This is a genomic window from Delftia sp. 60, from assembly GCF_002754395.1.
In the GTDB taxonomy this organism is placed as follows: domain Bacteria; phylum Pseudomonadota; class Gammaproteobacteria; order Burkholderiales; family Burkholderiaceae_C; genus Comamonas; species Comamonas acidovorans.
Map to the genome: position 1 here is coordinate 832,849 of NZ_PEFD01000001.1, position 14,718 is coordinate 847,566.

The 14,718-nt window shown below is 65.8% G+C and carries 13 protein-coding genes and 1 pseudogene; 8 read left to right on the forward strand and 6 right to left on the reverse strand.

Translation table 11 applies throughout. The annotated features are described in order from the left end of the window. Positions 1–22: 22 nt before the first annotated feature. The 5 genes and pseudogenes from CLV01_RS03795 to CLV01_RS03815 all read right to left on the reverse strand — a co-directional run bounded on the left by CLV01_RS03795 (position 23) and on the right by CLV01_RS03815 (position 5,282). Positions 23–862 carry an ABC transporter substrate-binding protein gene (locus CLV01_RS03795; protein WP_099734963.1) on the reverse strand — a complete coding sequence of 280 codons (840 nt, stop codon included), beginning with the start codon at positions 860–862 and terminating at the stop codon, positions 23–25. Between the two features lie 9 nt (positions 863–871). Next, the gene (locus CLV01_RS03800) at positions 872–1,636 is read right to left on the reverse strand and encodes an HD-GYP domain-containing protein (protein WP_034389605.1); all 765 of its coding nucleotides are present in this window, start codon (positions 1,634–1,636) and stop codon (positions 872–874) included. Next, positions 1,636–2,007, reverse strand: coding sequence for a response regulator transcription factor (locus CLV01_RS03805; protein ID WP_043796517.1), 372 nt, complete (start codon positions 2,005–2,007; stop codon positions 1,636–1,638). The genes CLV01_RS03800 and CLV01_RS03805 overlap by 1 nt, the downstream gene beginning before the upstream one ends. A 268-nt stretch (positions 2,008–2,275) precedes the next feature. Beyond that, positions 2,276–3,511: an HD-GYP domain-containing protein gene (locus CLV01_RS03810; protein ID WP_099734962.1), complete on the reverse strand. Its 1,236-nt coding sequence runs from the start codon at positions 3,509–3,511 to the stop codon at positions 2,276–2,278. A gap of 74 nt (positions 3,512–3,585) precedes the next feature. Further along, positions 3,586–5,282 (reverse strand): annotated as a pseudogene (locus CLV01_RS03815) (methyl-accepting chemotaxis protein). Between the two features lie 334 nt (positions 5,283–5,616). Here CLV01_RS03815 and CLV01_RS03820 point away from each other — a divergent pair. The 8 genes from CLV01_RS03820 to CLV01_RS03855 all read left to right on the forward strand — a co-directional run bounded on the left by CLV01_RS03820 (position 5,617) and on the right by CLV01_RS03855 (position 13,892). Beyond that, the gene (locus CLV01_RS03820) at positions 5,617–6,093 is read left to right on the forward strand and encodes a chemotaxis protein CheW (RefSeq protein WP_099734960.1); all 477 of its coding nucleotides are present in this window, start codon (positions 5,617–5,619) and stop codon (positions 6,091–6,093) included. A gap of 71 nt (positions 6,094–6,164) precedes the next feature. After that, positions 6,165–7,928: a methyl-accepting chemotaxis protein gene (locus CLV01_RS03825; protein WP_099734959.1), complete on the forward strand. Its 1,764-nt coding sequence runs from the start codon at positions 6,165–6,167 to the stop codon at positions 7,926–7,928. A 188-nt stretch (positions 7,929–8,116) separates the two neighbouring features. Beyond that, positions 8,117–8,794 carry a phosphoglycolate phosphatase gene (locus CLV01_RS03830; RefSeq protein ID WP_099734958.1) on the forward strand — a complete coding sequence of 226 codons (678 nt, stop codon included), beginning with the start codon at positions 8,117–8,119 and terminating at the stop codon, positions 8,792–8,794. A gap of 146 nt (positions 8,795–8,940) precedes the next feature. Continuing rightward, the gene (gene speE / locus CLV01_RS03835; protein ID WP_099734957.1) at positions 8,941–10,236 is read left to right on the forward strand and encodes a polyamine aminopropyltransferase; all 1,296 of its coding nucleotides are present in this window, start codon (positions 8,941–8,943) and stop codon (positions 10,234–10,236) included. A 244-nt stretch (positions 10,237–10,480) separates the two neighbouring features. Beyond that, the gene (locus CLV01_RS03840) at positions 10,481–11,173 is read left to right on the forward strand and encodes a hypothetical protein (RefSeq protein ID WP_016450790.1); all 693 of its coding nucleotides are present in this window, start codon (positions 10,481–10,483) and stop codon (positions 11,171–11,173) included. A 170-nt stretch (positions 11,174–11,343) separates the two neighbouring features. Continuing rightward, positions 11,344–11,844: a hypothetical protein gene (locus tag CLV01_RS03845; protein ID WP_043820125.1), complete on the forward strand. Its 501-nt coding sequence runs from the start codon at positions 11,344–11,346 to the stop codon at positions 11,842–11,844. Beyond that, a complete protein-coding gene (locus CLV01_RS03850) occupies positions 11,822–12,508 on the forward strand; it encodes a response regulator transcription factor (RefSeq protein WP_013804692.1) in 687 nt (228 codons plus the stop codon). Before CLV01_RS03845 ends, CLV01_RS03850 begins: the two co-directional genes overlap by 23 nt. Next, positions 12,477–13,892: a sensor histidine kinase gene (locus CLV01_RS03855; protein WP_013804691.1), complete on the forward strand. Its 1,416-nt coding sequence runs from the start codon at positions 12,477–12,479 to the stop codon at positions 13,890–13,892. The genes CLV01_RS03850 and CLV01_RS03855 overlap by 32 nt, the downstream gene beginning before the upstream one ends. On the opposite strand, the gene CLV01_RS03860 is transcribed toward CLV01_RS03855, so the two are convergent. Next, on the reverse strand, positions 13,867–14,463 hold the full coding sequence (locus CLV01_RS03860) for a chalcone isomerase family protein (protein WP_013804690.1): 597 nt from the start codon (positions 14,461–14,463) through the stop codon (positions 13,867–13,869). The two genes, CLV01_RS03855 and CLV01_RS03860, sit on opposite strands and share 26 nt — an antisense overlap. Between the last annotated feature and the right edge of the window lie 255 nt (positions 14,464–14,718).

A 14,718-nucleotide genomic window follows, 5' to 3' on the forward strand; every position in this document is an offset into this window, starting at 1 on the left:
GAAAATGCTCCATCGGTCGTATTCAAGGCGCGACGATTGCGCTCAACCCATTGTTGCGCGCGGCACGGGTCAGGCGCCCGTCGCGCTTGATGTCGGAGACGAACTGGTCCAGGCGAGCGAGCCACTGGGTGTCGGCCGGACTGGTCGCGTAGCCGTAGGGAATTACATGAAACGGCTTGGGCGGGGCGATCAGCCGGGCCCAGTCGGAGCTGTCGAGCAGCCTGCGGCTATAGGGGTAGTCGGTCATGAACACGTCCACGCGCCCCGCCATGAGTTCTTTTTCCCGGCTCTGGGGTGGCTCGATGGGCACGAGGCGCGCATGCCTGAGCGACTCGCGCATGACCGGCTCCATGAAGGTGCCGCGCTGCACGGCGACCTGCACGCCAGGCTGGTCGATGTCCGCCCAGGATTGCACGGTCTGATTGCTCTTGGTGGTCACACCGTAGATGTCGCTGCTCAGATACGGCTGCGTGAAGCGCAGCTGCTTTTGGCGCTGGGCAAGAATGCCCACGGCAAACATGGCGACATCGCAGCGCGACTCCAGCAGGTCAGGTATCAGCCTGGGAAAGGAGGAGTCCACATACTGCACCCGCACGCCCAGGTCCTTGGCCAGCTCCACCGAAAGCTCCGCATCGATGCCCGTCAGCCTGCCTGTGCGCGCGTCACGGAAGGTGATGCCGTAGTAGTCTGGCCATATGCACACGCGCAGGGCATCCGTGGCGGCAATCCGGTCCAGCACCTCGCCTGCCCCGGCACAACCGGACCATTGCACAAGACACAGCAGCAATCCGGCAGCGGCTGCCAGACGGGGCAGCACGCGCCGCTGAGGCGGTGCGCCGAAACAGGTCGATGAGGGACGCATGGCGGGCTTTCAGGGTGTGTCGATCAGTTCGGTGAAGGACGGAGCCTGCCGGGTCAGCGCCAGGCGCAGCGCATCGAGCTCTTCGATGTTGTCCATGAAAGCGTCGACGATTCCGGGATCCAGGGCCTTGCCCCGTTCCGCCGCGATCATCTCCAGGGCCTGCTCCAGCCCGAACGCCGGCCGGTACACCCGGTCCATGGTGAGCGCGTCGAAGATATCGACGATGGACGTGATACGGGCCGACAGCGGGATTTCTTCGCCTGCCAATCCCTGCGGATAGCCCTTGCCGTCGAAGCGTTCATGGTGGCTTGCGGCGATCTCGGCGGCCATCTGGAACACGGGGATGCGTGACTGGCCCAGCAGGCGTGCGCCGATCTCGGCATGCCGGTTCATGACGAGGCGCTCCTCGGGACCCAGCGGGCCCTCCTTCTTGAGGATGGTGTCCGGAATGCCGACCTTGCCTATGTCATGCATCGGGGCCGCCTTGCGCAGCAGGCTGGCGAATTCGATGCGGCAGCCCAGGCGCAGGGCCAGGGCCTCCGACAGGTAGCCGATGCGGACGATGTGCGAGCCGGTATCGTCATCCTTGAGCTCTGCGGCCATGGCCAGGCGCAGCAGGGTCTCGTGGTGGGCACGTGTCACTTCCTTGAGAAGGTCGTTGCGCTCGCGGTACATGCGGCCGAAGTCCTGGATGAGCAGCTCCATCTGCTCCACGGCCGCAGGATCGAAACGTCGCGATGGCTCCCTCGGGGTGCCGGTCTGGTACTGGGCCATCAGGCGATCCTCTGCAGGCTTTCGATCGTCTCCAGCAGCTTCAATGTGCTGAAGGGCTTGACCAGGTATTCGTCGGCTCCGGCGAGGATGCCCGCCTTGCGGTCTTCGGCGCCGCCCCGGGCCGTCAGCAGGATGACCAGCGTATGCAGCAGCTCGTAGGAGCTCTTGATGCGGCTGCAAACCTCCAGGCCATTGATGGTGCCCGGCATCATGATGTCGAGCAGGACGATGTCGGGCCTGAGCCTCTGGGCCATCGTCCAGGCTTCATCGCCGTCACAAGCCTCTACGACTTCGAAGTCACGGAGTTCCAGCGTCATGCGCAGCAGCTTGCGGATGTCTGCATGGTCTTCGACGATGAGTATTTTTTGCATGGGGAGATCTTTCATGCCGAAACGGGAATTTGATCCGACATGTGAATCATAAATATCAATTTCATCAAATTTTATTGAATTTTTCTATCAGATCCGTGCCGGGCAAGGTGCTCCGATGGGCGCGACCCATGCACGATCGCGACAAGTCGCAGGCAGGCAAAACGCTTGGGGGGACAGAAGGCGCAACTGAGCCGCCAGCCGGGCAGGTGGCAGCCCTGGGGCAGGTTCGTCGCAGACCTGCCGCTGCGCCTGTGCGCAGGGCCCGTTCCTAGGCCTCGTCCTTCCACAGTGCATCGAGGTCGGTGAAGCCCCATTTCGCAGGGTCTTCCCGGCTGACGATCTTCTCCGTGCACCCAGGCCGGGCCAGGTCAACGGTCTCCGGTGCCATCCGCATGCCGCTGGCCGTGGAATAGAACACCTTGACCTGCGGACAGGTCAGGGACTGGCGGCCCGGGTCGATGACCACCCCCAGCCTGCCCGTGGTCAGCCGCACCAGGGAGCCCACCGGATAGATGCCTATGCTTTTGACGAAGGCCTGGAAAACGGTCTTGTCGAAGTGGCCGGCACTCCATTCGGCCATCTTGTGTACCGCCTCCGCAGGATCCCAGCCGCGCTTGTAGGGGCGGTCCGAGGTGATGGCGTCGTAGACATCGCAGACCGCGCCCATCTTCGCGAACAGGCTGATGTCCTCGCCGCGCAGCCTGTGGGGGTAGCCCGTGCCATCCACCTTCTCGTGGTGGTGAAGGCAGACGTCCAGCACGACCGGGTCATCGACGCCACCGGCCTTGAGCAACTCCAGGCCTCGCGCCGGATGCTCGCGGACCTCGGCAAACTCCCTGTCGGTCAGGCGCCCCGGCTTGTTCAGGATGGGGGCGGGGATCGCCATCTTTCCGATATCGTGCAGCAGGCCCGCATAGCCCGCCTCGCGCACCTGCTGCGGTGGCAGGTCGAGTTGGCGTGCCAGCACGATCATCAAGGCGCAGACCGCCACCGAGTGCATGTAGGTGTAGTCGTCGCTGTTCTTGAGCCTGACGATGCTGATCATGGCGCTGGGATTGCGGATGATCGAATCGGACACCTCGGCGACCACGTAGCGGGCCTCGTCCTGGTTGATCTCCCTGCCCATGCGCACCTCGCGGAACATGGCGGTGATCGCCTGCCTGGACTGGTGGCAGATGCGGGCGGCCCGCTTCACCTCCTCCTCGAAGGCAACGGGCCGCAGCTCGCACTCCAGCTCGGCCAGCTGCGAGATCTCGGACAGTTGGGCGTCGATCACGGTGTCCACCTGCTCGCGGGTGAAAGACGGCCCGCCTTGCGCAACATCCAGGCCCTTGGCGGTATCGATCCACACTTCCTGGATGGGGGACTGCAGGATCCTCGCCAGGTCGGCAGGGTCTTCCAGCTTGAAGCGGCTGCGCCAGAACGGGTGTTCCATCCAGCTGCCGCAGAGGCTTTCCAGAAACATGCCCAGCCGCAACTGGCGCACGCTGATGCGCTTGATCATGAACTCGGACCCCGCAACGGTTCACATGGATGCACTATCTTGCCGCCTTTTGCCTGCTTCTGTACGAATCCAGGTCAGAAGGTCGCCCATTCCTCATCCTTGACCTGCGGCTGCGCACGGGCGGGCGACAGGCGTGGCGGACTGGAGGGCTGCGCTTGCCTGGGGGCCATGGCCTGGGCGGTCGCGGCGCGCAGCCCGCCAGGCTGGCTTGCGCCATGCTCGGGATGCATCTTGAAGGTGGAGACGATCTGCGCCAGGGCGGCGGCCTGCTGCTCCAGGCTGCCTGCAGCGGCCGAGCTTTGCTCGACCAGCGCCGCGTTTTGCTGCGTCATCTGGTCGAGCTGGCTCACCGCCTCGCCGACCTGACGGATGCCCACCGCCTGCTCGGCCGATGCGCTGGAGATCTCGCTGATCATGGTGTCCACGCTGCGCACCTGCTCCACGATGCGGCCCATCTGCTCGCCGGCCCGGGTCGCCACCTCGGTGCCCTGCTCGACCTTTTGCAGGTTGGCGCCGATCAGCTCCTTGATCTCCTTGGCCGCCGTGCCCGAACGCTGGGCCAGCGCGCGCACCTCGCTGGCGACCACCGCGAAGCCCCGGCCCTGCTCGCCGGCCCGCGCGGCCTCCACGGCCGCGTTGAGCGCCAGGATATTGGTCTGGAAGGCAATGGCGTCGATGACGTTCGTGATCTCGGCAATCTTGCGCGAGGCCTCCGAGATGTCCTGCATGGTATGCACCACCAGGGCCACGGACTTGCCCCCCTCGACAGCCGAGGCCGAGGCGGCCGAGGCCACCTTGTTGGCCTGCTGGGCCGTGTCTGCATTCGTGCGCACCGTGGCCGTGAGTTCCTCCATCGAGGCAGCCGTTTCCTCGAGGTTGCTGGCCTGCTGCTCGGTGCGCTGGCTCAGGTCCAGGCTGCCAGAGGCGATCTCGCTCGATCCCGTGGCAATGGAGTCGCTGCTCTGGCGTACACGGCCCATGATTTCGCGCAGCTTGTCGTTCATGCTGCTCATGGCGGAGAGCAACTGGGCTGGCTCGTCCCTGCCCTGCACCACGATGTTGGCCGTGAGGTCGCCGTGCGCCACGGTGTCCACCACCGAGACCGCCATGCGCAGGGGCTCGGTGATCGAGCGCGTGATCGCCCAGGCCAGCACGGTGCCCAAGACCACGGCCAGCGTGGCCAGCCCGCCGAGCAGGTACAGCGCCAGGTGGTAGTCCTTCTCGGCCTGCTCGGTGGCCTTGCGCCCGCCCTCCTGATTCAGCGCGATGTCCTGGCCGACGACGTCCATGAGTTGGGCGAATGCCTGAGCGGTCGCGCCCGTGGCCATTGCACGCGCCTGGGCTGCCTGCTCGGGCCCCCACTGGACAGCTCCACCATCTTGCGGTCAGCGGCGCGGGCCGCCTCCCACAGCACCACAATCCTGTCATACAGCTGCCGCTCCTCGGGCGAGGACACCAGCTTTTCATAGACGGCCAGCTCCGACTCCAGGGTTTTTTGGGCCTGCAGCAGCAGGTCCTCCTGGGCGCGCTTCCTTTGCGCGTCCTCCTCGATCACGTGGCGCAGCCCCGCGCGCCGTGCCGCGTTGGCCGTGGCCCGGATCGAGGCCAGCACATTGGTGGAAGGCAGCCAGTTGGTGCCCAGGTCCTTGGCATTGAACTGGACCCGGGCGATCTGCAGGGAGCCGATGGCCGCCACCGTGCTCAGCAGCAGCAGGAGCAGGGTGAAGGCAACGATGAGCCGTGTGCGGATGGAAAGAAGGCGGAGGAACATGGTGGGGGGCTCCCGGGATGCGGTTGGTAATTTTTGATCAATATGATTTATTTGATAATTTACCAAGCTTGCGCTCATCTTGAGTGATTGAATTTATCAATTAAGTTTCACTGGGCCATTGCTCCGGGATGTGCTGCGCCCGCGCCACCCCGCAGTCCTCTACCTCTCTGGATGAGCCGTCGCCACAGTGCAGCAGCGCTTGGTGACGCGTTCCGCCTGGCCCGCGCGGCGAGGCATCAGCCCCACCAGAAATGTAACAACCAGTTGTGCTGCTCTTTGCTCTCTGTTAAATTTTTATCAAATTCATCAAATAAATTTGATTGGAGTGATAAAGATGCCGCACGCACTGAAGACCGACACCACCAAGCAATGGCTCTCCTTCCGCGTGGACGATGAGGAGTTCGGCATCGACCTGCTGCAAGTGCAGGAGATCCGGTCCTACGAGTCGCCCATGCGCATTGCCAACGGCCCCGCCTACTTCAACGGCGTGCTGGAACTGCGCGGAGAGGTCATTCCCGTCATAGATCTGCGGCTCAGGCTGGGCCTTGCGCCCAAGCCGTACGACGCCTGCACCGTGACCATCATGCTGCGCCTGCCCGGCGGAGTGACGGGCATGGTGGTGGAGGGGGTCACCGACGTGGTGACGCTCATGCCGCAGGACCTGCGCGCCGTGCCCGCCATGGGCGGGGGCCTCGTCAATGACTGCCTTCTCGCCCTGGGCGTGCTCAATGAGCGCTCGCTGCTGCTGATCGATGCCGACAAGCTCCTGGCGACGGCCACGGCAGCCCTGCCGGACTGCGCTGCGAGCTGAGCCATGTGCTCCGGCACGCCCCTTTTCCCCGCCCGTACACCGCAATTTGTCCATCCCACTGGAGACGTGTCATGAATCCTCGCTTCTGGACTGTCAAGACCAAACTTTCCGCGGCCTTCACTTGCCTGGCGCTTGTCACCATGGTGGTGTCCCTGCTGGCCCTTCAGGCGTTGAGCGAGGCAAATCAGAATCTTGTGCGCTTCGTCGAAGGCGTCAACGCCCGTGCACACCTGGCAGAGAGGGTTCGCACAGCCGTGGACCGCCGGGCGATCGCGGCGCGCAACCTGGTGCTGGTGACCTCGCCTGCAGACCTGGCGGCGGAGAAGGATGCCGTGACCTCCGCGCACACCGACGTCAACACCTCGCTGGCCGAACTCCAGGCCAAAATGGCTTCGAAGGATGTTGCGGCCGATGCACGTGATCTGGTTGCCAAAATTGCGGGCGTGGAGCAACGCTATGGACCGGTCGCTACCGACATCGTGGCCCTGGCTCTGCAAAACCAGAAGGAGGCAGCGATCCGCAAGATGAACGAAGAGTGCCGGCCCTTGTTGGCGCAGCTGATCGAGGCCACCCGCCAGTACAGTGAACTGACCCGCCTGCGTTCACAGCAGATGATCGAGGAGGCCGCGCAGGCCTACGCGCACCGCAGAAACATACTGATCGCCGCCAGCGTCATGGCCTTTGTCCTGGCTGTGCTGATGGGGCAACTGATAGCACGCGGCCTGACGCGCGCCCTGGGTGCGGAGCCGGCACAACTGGGCGACGTCGCGCAACAGATTGCCCAGGGCAATCTCAGCCCTGAATTGCTTCGCCACCAAGCCCCTGAAGGCAGCGTCCAGGCATCGCTCAATGCCATGCTCAAGAGTCTGGTCTCTGTCGTCCATGAAGTTCGCAACAATGCCGACGGGGTCGCCGGCGGCAGCACGGAAATCGCCAATGGCAATGCCGACTTGAGCCAGCGCACCGAACAGCAGGCCAGTGCCTTGCAGGAGACTGCAGCGTCGATGGAGCAGCTGTCGACCACCGTCAAGCAAAACGCGGACAACGCCAGGCAGGTCAATCAACTCGCCTTGGGAGCAAGCCAGGTGGCCACCAAGGGCGGCGGCTCCGTGCAGGAGGTCGTCAATGCGATGCAGGACATCAGCGAAAGCTCGCGCCAGATCGGCGAAATCGTGGGCGTGATCGACGGCATCGCGTTCCAGACCAACATCCTGGCGCTCAACGCCGCGGTCGAGGCGGCCCGCGCGGGCGAGCAGGGAAAAGGCTTTGCCGTGGTGGCCGGTGAGGTGCGCAACCTGGCGCAGCGCAGCGCGCAGGCCGCCCGGGAAATCAAGCAGCTCATCGCCACCAGTGCCACACGCGTCAAACAGGGTACCGAGCTGGCTGACCAAGCCGGAGCCACCATGGCGGAAGTGCTGCATTCCATCCAGCGCGTGACAGATCTCATGGGTGAGATCAGCAGCGCCAGTGATGAGCAAAGCGCGGGGGTAGCGCAGGTCGGCAAGGCCGTCAGCCAGATGGACCAGGTAACGCAGCAAAATGCGGCGCTGGTGGAGGAAAGTGCGGCGGCAGCGGCCAGCCTCAGAACGCAGGCACAGCAGCTGGTGCAGGCCGTGTCGATCTTCCAGCTGGGAGGCCATGCGGCGCAGCTTTCCTCAACCCCGCCGCTCCCGCAACCGACGGTGCGGGCGCGCAAGCCGGCACCCGCGACAGCGGCGCTCCCCGTACGCCAGGCTGCCCGCGCCGTGCAGCCCGTGCAGCCCGTGCAGCCCGTGCAGACCGTGCAGACCGTGCACAAGCAAGCGCAGGAGCAGGACGACTGGGTGTCGTTCTGATCAACCTCCCCCTTGCGTGCGGCCCTGCCGCTCGTCGGACCGCATCGCGGTACACCGGGATACGGGGCCACGGCCATGCAGGATCTGCCAGGGGACGCAAGGCCCAAGTCCCAGGGCCCGCGCAAGTTCTGATATTTTCAACGCTGTTCCTGCGCAGGCAGCCCCCCGGCTTTCGACACCCCCATTTCATGATTTCAAACTTCATTCCGTTGAACCCACAGCAACTGGACGCCGCCATCGTTGATCTCGACGGCACCATGGTCAACACCCTGGGCGACTTCGCCGAAGCCCTCAACCGCATGCTGGCGGACCTGCAACTGCCGGCCATCGCCCCGCAGGCCATCGAGAACATGGTGGGCAAGGGCTCGGAGCACCTGATCCGCTCGGTGCTGGCCCATGTGGGCGCGGCCGATGTGGATGCCATCTACGGCCAGGCCTGGCAGCGCTACGAGCACCACTACCTGCAGCTCAACGGCCAGTTCGCCGATGTCTACCCGGGCGTGCTCGAAGGCCTGAAGGCCCTGCGCGCGCGCGGCCTGCGGCTGGCCTGCCTGACCAACAAGCCGCTGTCCTTCGCCCGGCCGCTGCTGGAGCAAAAAGGCCTGGCACCGCTGTTCGAGCAGGTCTTCGGCGGGGACTCCTTCGAGCGCAAGAAGCCCGACCCGCTGCCCCTGCTCAAGACCTGCGAGGCCCTGGGCACCTCCCCCGCGCGCACGCTGATGCTGGGCGACTCCAGCAACGACGCCCAGGCCGCGCGCGCCGCGGGCTGCCCCGTGGTGCTGGTCAGCTACGGCTACAACCACGGCCAGCCCGTGCGCCAGGTCGATGCCGACGGCTTTGTCGATGCGCTGACCGAACTGGCCTGATTTGCACAGGTCCAGGTTTTTTGGAAAAAGAATGGGATTTGGCGATGGTTAACGCACTTTGACGGTGCGATTTATGTTTTTGCTAGAGTCGTCTGCTTTGCCATCCTGGCCGCGATCCGGCCACAGACAAGGAGGAAGCACGCCACATGCACGGACTGCACCTGACCGCCGATCTCTACCAATGCCAGGGCGACGAGCGCCATATGCTCGACGCCGATGCCATCGCCGCCCTGTGCCGCGCACAGACCGCGCAGGCCGGCCTGACCCTGGTGGAGGACCGCTGGGTCAAGTTCCCGGACTACCAGGGCCAGCCCGGCGGCGTCACCGGCACCGTGCTGCTGGCTGAATCGCACCTGGCCATCCACACCTGGCCCGAGACCGGCTGCGTCACCGTCGATGTCTACGTCTGCAACTTCTCCGCCGACAACTCGGGCAAGGCCCGCGCGCTGATGGAGGGCGTGATCGCCGCCTACGCGCCTGGCCGCGTGGTGCGCCAGCAGCTCATGCGCGGCGACATCGGCCCCGGCGCCAAGGACGAGGCGGCGGCCGATGAGGGCGATTGGGCGCTGGAGGCGCTCACGCCCCATGCGCGCTTTGGCTGGCGCGCCACGCGGCGCGAAACCGTGCAGACGCCCCATCAGGAGCTGGAGCTGCTGCACACGCCGCAGTTCGGCAAGGTGCTGCGACTGGACGGGCGCTTCATGACCTCCGAAGGCGAGGAATTCTTCTACCACGAGGCCCTGGTCCACCCCGCGGCCCTGGCCCATCCGGCGCCGCGCAAGGCGCTGATCCTGGGCGGCGGCGATGGCGGCGCGGCCGAGGAGCTGCTCAAGCACCCGTCCATGGAGCAGGTGGTGGTGGCCGAGCTGGACGAGGCCGTGGTCCAGGCCGCGCGCACGCACCTGCAGCAGGTGCACCGGGGCGTGTTCGATGACCCGCGCCTGCAGCTGCGCATAGGCGACGGCATGGCCATGGTGGAGCGCACCGAAGAACGCTTCGACCTCGCCCTCATGGACCTCACCGACCCCGACACGCCTGCCAGCGCGCTGTACTCCGACCAGGCCCTGGCGCGCATGAAGCGCGTGCTGGCGCCGGGCGGCGCCCTGGTGCTGCACCTGGGCAGCCCCGTCTTCCATGGCGGGCAGGTGGCGCGGCTGGTGGCCAGCCTGCGCGAGCGCTTTGCCATCGTGCGCTGCTACGGCCTCTACATCCCCCTGTACGGCGCCTACTGGGGCCTGGCCGTGGCCTCCGACACGCTGGATGCGGCGGCGCTGCCCCCCGCCCAGCTGCGCCAGCGCCTGGCCGAGCGCCGCCTGCCCGACCTGCGCTACTACAACGCCGAAGTGCACCCCGCACTGTTCGCGCTGCCCAACTACTACCGCGACCTGGTGCAGCCCGCGCCCCTGGCGGCGCTGCCCCCGCGCGCGGTCCGCGTCGCCTGAGCCCAGCCCGTTCTGGCAACGGGCCGCGCCCGGCCCGCCCTGGCCGGGCTGCGGTGCCAACTGCGCGCCCGGCAGGGCAAATTTGACACAGTGCTGCAATCTGGTGGCAAGTCTGCTGTAATGAAAAACGGCGGGAAGGCCCGTGCGCCCGCCATTTTTCCGGCTTCCTGGTAAGTATTTCCGGGATATTGCGTGCTTGCAAAAACCATATCAACAGATAAAGCGCCAGACGCCCTGTATCAAAATGACTGCTTCCCTTTCAAAAACAAGAATATCCGCGTCCAAATACCATGATGATTCCTTGCTGCGGCTTTGGAATTGGGCTTTGCTGGCGGGGCTGGTATTGAGTTTTCCCCTGAGCTTTGTATTGCCGCAAAGCCTGAGCTGGGAAAATGGATTCCTGGAGAATATCCAGGCCGTGACCCTGCTGCTGGGCATGGTGGCGGCCCTGGTTGCGGCGCGTCGGCAAAAGGGCTCCTTTGCAGCGCCACTGTGGTGGATCGCCTCCCTGTTTTGGCTGGCCTTTCTGGGGCGTGAACTGGCCTGGGGCGCGGCTTTCCTGCCCAGCCTGGAGGCTGGCAAGTGGGGGCCGGTGATCAGCTCCCAGGTGCTGTGGTACCGGCCCGCCGTCAAATGGGTGGTGGGTGCCATGCTGCTGCTTTGCTGCTATTGGTTTGTGCGCCACGGTGTCTGGAACAAGGTCATCAAGCGCCTGGTGCGCGAGAAGGCGCTGCCGATATTCAGCCTGGCGACATTTGTCGCGGCCATGGTGATATCCACCAATGCGGAAGGTCATGGCTTCATTGTCCTGCAGCAATGGTTTGATTATCAGGTGATCGTGCTGGAGGAGCTGGTGGAGACCTTTGGCTATATGGCGCTGTGGCTGGCGCAGTGGGCGCTGGTCAGGTATGTTGCTGGCTGGCAGGAAGATATTTGAGCCAATATTGATCAAACCGGCCGCCTGCATATTCCCGGTGTAATGGGCCAGATTCAGGGGCCGGTAAGTCGCCAGTAAGACGCAATCGGGGAGCATGGCCGTTTTCCCCGAAGGTTTGCCGCTCTCGCGGCGGACCGACGGAGCCTGAAACGACAGAACGTGCCATCGCAATGCAAGCCTCCATCTACCAGGACGTGATAGGTATCCAGGCGGCGGGCCAGGCGTATTCCCTGGGTTCGCGCTTCCAAGAATGCAGCCAGCACCGTGCCGTGCGGCTGGAGACGATCTTCGAGCTGGTCATCCTCAAGTTCCGCGAGGACCTGCTGCAGGCGCTGGCCGAGGAGCCGCCAGGCCCCGCACGCCACCTGCGCGCCTACGTGCGCTGCGTCTGCGAGCATGCCCTGTCCCGCCAGCGCGGCCAGAAGACGGCCGCACAGTTGCTGACCCGCGCAAGATTCCAGAACATATGGTTTGATTTCGTGGACGCGGCCTGCGCCGACGATCTGGTGTCCGAGGACATTGCCCTGCAATGCCGCGCCATGGTCGAGGACCTGTGGGTCATCCATGTGCTGGTGGAGCCCATGGCGCCGCAGCGCATCACCGGGATCAGGGAGCATTTGCTGTCCCTGTGCGGCAACGACGGAAACCATGAATCGCATCGCATTAATTGAGGACCATGCCAGGCTGGCCACGCTGGTCAGCCGCTCGCTGGCCAACTCCGGCATAGAGACCGACGTCTTCCACCAGATCTCCACGGCCTGGCTGGCCCTGCAGGACATCGACTACGGCGTCATCGTCATCGACCGCGGCCTGCCCGATGGCGACGGCCTGCAACTGGTGCAGCGCCTGCGCGCCGCAGGCCGCTCCACGCCCTGCCTGATGCTCACGGCCCGTGACGCGCTCAGCGACCGCGTGGGCGGCCTGGAAGCCGGGGCCGACGACTACCTGACCAAGCCCTTTCCCATGGAAGAACTGATCGCCCGCGTGCGCGCCCTGCTGCGCCGCCCGGCCCTGGTGCAGGAGCTGGCGCCGCAGCTGGGCGACATCAGCATCAGCCCGCAGCAGGCCTGCATGCACTGCGCGGGCTCGGCCATCGCGCTGCCGCCGGCGGAGCTGCAGATCATGCTCAGCCTGGTGCGCAAGGCCGGCGCCACGGTGCGCCGCTCCACGCTGGAGGCGGCGGCCTGGGGCATGAGCAGCGTGGTCACGCCCAACGCCCTCGATGTGGCCCTGCACCGGCTGCGCCGCAAGCTGGCCGCGGCCGGCTCGTGCATGGAAATCGTCAACATCCGGGGTCAGGGCTATGCGCTTCGCGAACCTTTGCTGGCCCGGTAGCCTGCGCTCGCGGCTGCTGGCCGTCTATGGGTTGAGCATGGTGTTCAGCGCGCTGCTGGTGGGCGCGCTGGTGATCCTCGTCGCCAAGCCCTTCGACAGCTACGCGCTGCAGCGCGGCATGGGGCATGCGGCCGAAAAGCTGGCCGAGTGGGTGAGCTTCGACGCCAAGGGCGTGCCCCAGGGTTTCAGCGAGCGTGAACTCAAGGCCTGGATGCTGACCAGCCTGGGCGAGGAAATGCAGCTGCGCATCACCGACGCCCGCGGCCGTGTGGTCTTCGCCCCCAACGGCGAAATGCAGCCGCTGACGCAGACCGGCCAGGGCTTCGACCCCGAGCTCAAGGCCTTTGCCTACGAGCGCGGCGGCGTGGTCATGCGCGCGGGCACGGCCACGCTGGTCCACGACGGCACGACGTGGCACGTGCAGATAGCCGTCAGCGACCGCATGGTGGACTGGCTGCGCGAATCGGTGGGCCTGCCCGCGCTGTGGCGGGGCATGGTGGCCATCGGCGTGGTCTTCCTGGTCGTGTTCCTGTTCTCCACGCACCGCACGCTGCAGCGCATGCTCAGGCCGCTGGGCGTGGCCGCGCAGGATGCCCAGCGCATCACGCCGCAGACCCTGGGCACGCGCCTGCAGCCCAAGGATCTGCCGCGCGAGTTCGCTCCCCTGGTCGAGGCCTTCAACCACGTGCTGGACCGGCTGCAGGCCGGCTTCAGGAACCAGCAGGAATTCCTGTCCATGGCCGCGCATGAGCTCAAGACGCCTCTGGCCCTGATGCGTGTGCAGATCGAGCTGGAGCCCGAGGACCGGCGCAGCCCCGAGCTGCTCAAGGACGTGGACCACATGGCCCGCCAGGTCCAGCAGCTGCTGCACCTGGCCGAGGTCTGCGAACACCAGCGCTACCGCATGGAAGACATTGCGCCGGCCGACATCATTGGCGAGGTCTGCGACTTCATGGCCCGCGCCTCCGAAAAATGCGGCGTGCACATCCACTGCGAGGTCAAGGACGGCTCGCCTGCCTGGCGTGCCGACCGGGGCGCGCTCTTCGTGCTGCTCAAGAACCTGATCGAGAACGCCGTGCAGCACAGCCCGCAGGGCGCCACCGTCACCGTGAAGGCCTGCGGGCTGGGCTTTTCGGTGCTGGACCAGGGCCGTGGCGTGCCGCCCGAGGACCTGCCGCGCATCTTCGAGCGCTTTTGGCGCAGCAGCGAGCGGCGCGACCTGGGCGCGGGCCTGGGCCTGCCCATCTGCCTGGAGATTGCGCGCGCCCACGGCTGGACGCTCACGGCCCTGCCCGGTGCCACGGGGCTGGAGATCCAGGCGCGCTTTGCCGGGCCCGTGCAGGAGCCCGCGCAGCCGTTCAACCGCCCAGCAATGCCTTCTTGAGCTGATCGTCGGCCGGGTGCGGGCCCAGCCAGATGCCCAGCAGCGCCTGGAAGAACTCGGGCTCCTGGAAGGGCGCGCCCTGGGCTTGGCCCTTGACGAAGACCTGGGCACCCTGGCCCGGCACCCAGTCCACCGAGAAGTTCTCGCCCGGCAGCAGCTTCTTGTGCTGCGTGAAGATGTCGCTCATGCGCAGCACGCCGGGCACCAGGCGCGAGAAGCGCGCGCGCTCCATGTTGTCCTCGATGCCGCGCGCGAACAGCTTGCCCAGCTCGGCCGAATCGATCTCGCGCAGCATGGTCACGCTCACGCGCTTGGGGCCGGGCAGGGCCGCGATCTCCTGCAGGCTGGCGGCCGGCTTTTCCAGATACAGGCCCGCCGTGTAGACCTTGAAGATGGCCTTGTAGCGAATGCCCGCGCCATTGAGCTGCAGCGTCTGGCCGCCCACCCCCGCCTGGGCGGGATAGGCCACGCCCGCGACGGTGCGCGGCGGCTCCTGGGCAGTGGCGGCCAGCGGCATCGCCAGCGCCATGGCCAGGGCGGCTGTCTTCATCCAGCGGGGCAAGGCGGTCATGGTGTCTCCTGCGCGGGGGCTGTGGCCCGGTTGCGGTTTGTTACGTCCGGGCGACATGTTGTGGGGATCGGGTGGGGGTGGCAACAGGGTTTTCGCGGGCCGATGGAGGGTGGCTATCATCCTGCTCGGTCCGCTGTTCGTGTCGTGGGTATGCGCCCATGGGGCTGTGGTTGCGGACGGGATGGGGCTACCCGCAAGGGCGTCCGCACGGCTTTGCACGTGTTCTTAACATCCCGTCCACCTTGTCTGTGCGTT

Excerpts from the sequence above, each read along its gene's own strand:
- CLV01_RS03795 (WP_099734963.1), bottom strand. The coding sequence starts at position 862 with ATGCGTCCCTCATCGACCTGTTTCGGCGCACCGCCTCAGCGGCGCGTG.
- CLV01_RS03800 (WP_034389605.1), bottom strand. The coding sequence starts at position 1,636 with ATGGCCCAGTACCAGACCGGCACCCCGAGGGAGCCATCGCGACGTTTC.
- CLV01_RS03805 (WP_043796517.1), bottom strand. The coding sequence starts at position 2,007 with ATGCAAAAAATACTCATCGTCGAAGACCATGCAGACATCCGCAAGCTG.
- CLV01_RS03810 (WP_099734962.1), bottom strand. The coding sequence starts at position 3,511 with ATGATCAAGCGCATCAGCGTGCGCCAGTTGCGGCTGGGCATGTTTCTG.
- CLV01_RS03820 (WP_099734960.1), top strand. The coding sequence starts at position 5,617 with ATGCCGCACGCACTGAAGACCGACACCACCAAGCAATGGCTCTCCTTC.
- CLV01_RS03825 (WP_099734959.1), top strand. The coding sequence starts at position 6,165 with ATGAATCCTCGCTTCTGGACTGTCAAGACCAAACTTTCCGCGGCCTTC.
- CLV01_RS03830 (WP_099734958.1), top strand. The coding sequence starts at position 8,117 with ATGATTTCAAACTTCATTCCGTTGAACCCACAGCAACTGGACGCCGCC.
- speE (WP_099734957.1), top strand. The coding sequence starts at position 8,941 with ATGCACGGACTGCACCTGACCGCCGATCTCTACCAATGCCAGGGCGAC.
- CLV01_RS03840 (WP_016450790.1), top strand. The coding sequence starts at position 10,481 with ATGACTGCTTCCCTTTCAAAAACAAGAATATCCGCGTCCAAATACCAT.
- CLV01_RS03845 (WP_043820125.1), top strand. The coding sequence starts at position 11,344 with ATGCAAGCCTCCATCTACCAGGACGTGATAGGTATCCAGGCGGCGGGC.
- CLV01_RS03850 (WP_013804692.1), top strand. The coding sequence starts at position 11,822 with ATGAATCGCATCGCATTAATTGAGGACCATGCCAGGCTGGCCACGCTG.
- CLV01_RS03855 (WP_013804691.1), top strand. The coding sequence starts at position 12,477 with ATGCGCTTCGCGAACCTTTGCTGGCCCGGTAGCCTGCGCTCGCGGCTG.
- CLV01_RS03860 (WP_013804690.1), bottom strand. The coding sequence starts at position 14,463 with ATGACCGCCTTGCCCCGCTGGATGAAGACAGCCGCCCTGGCCATGGCG.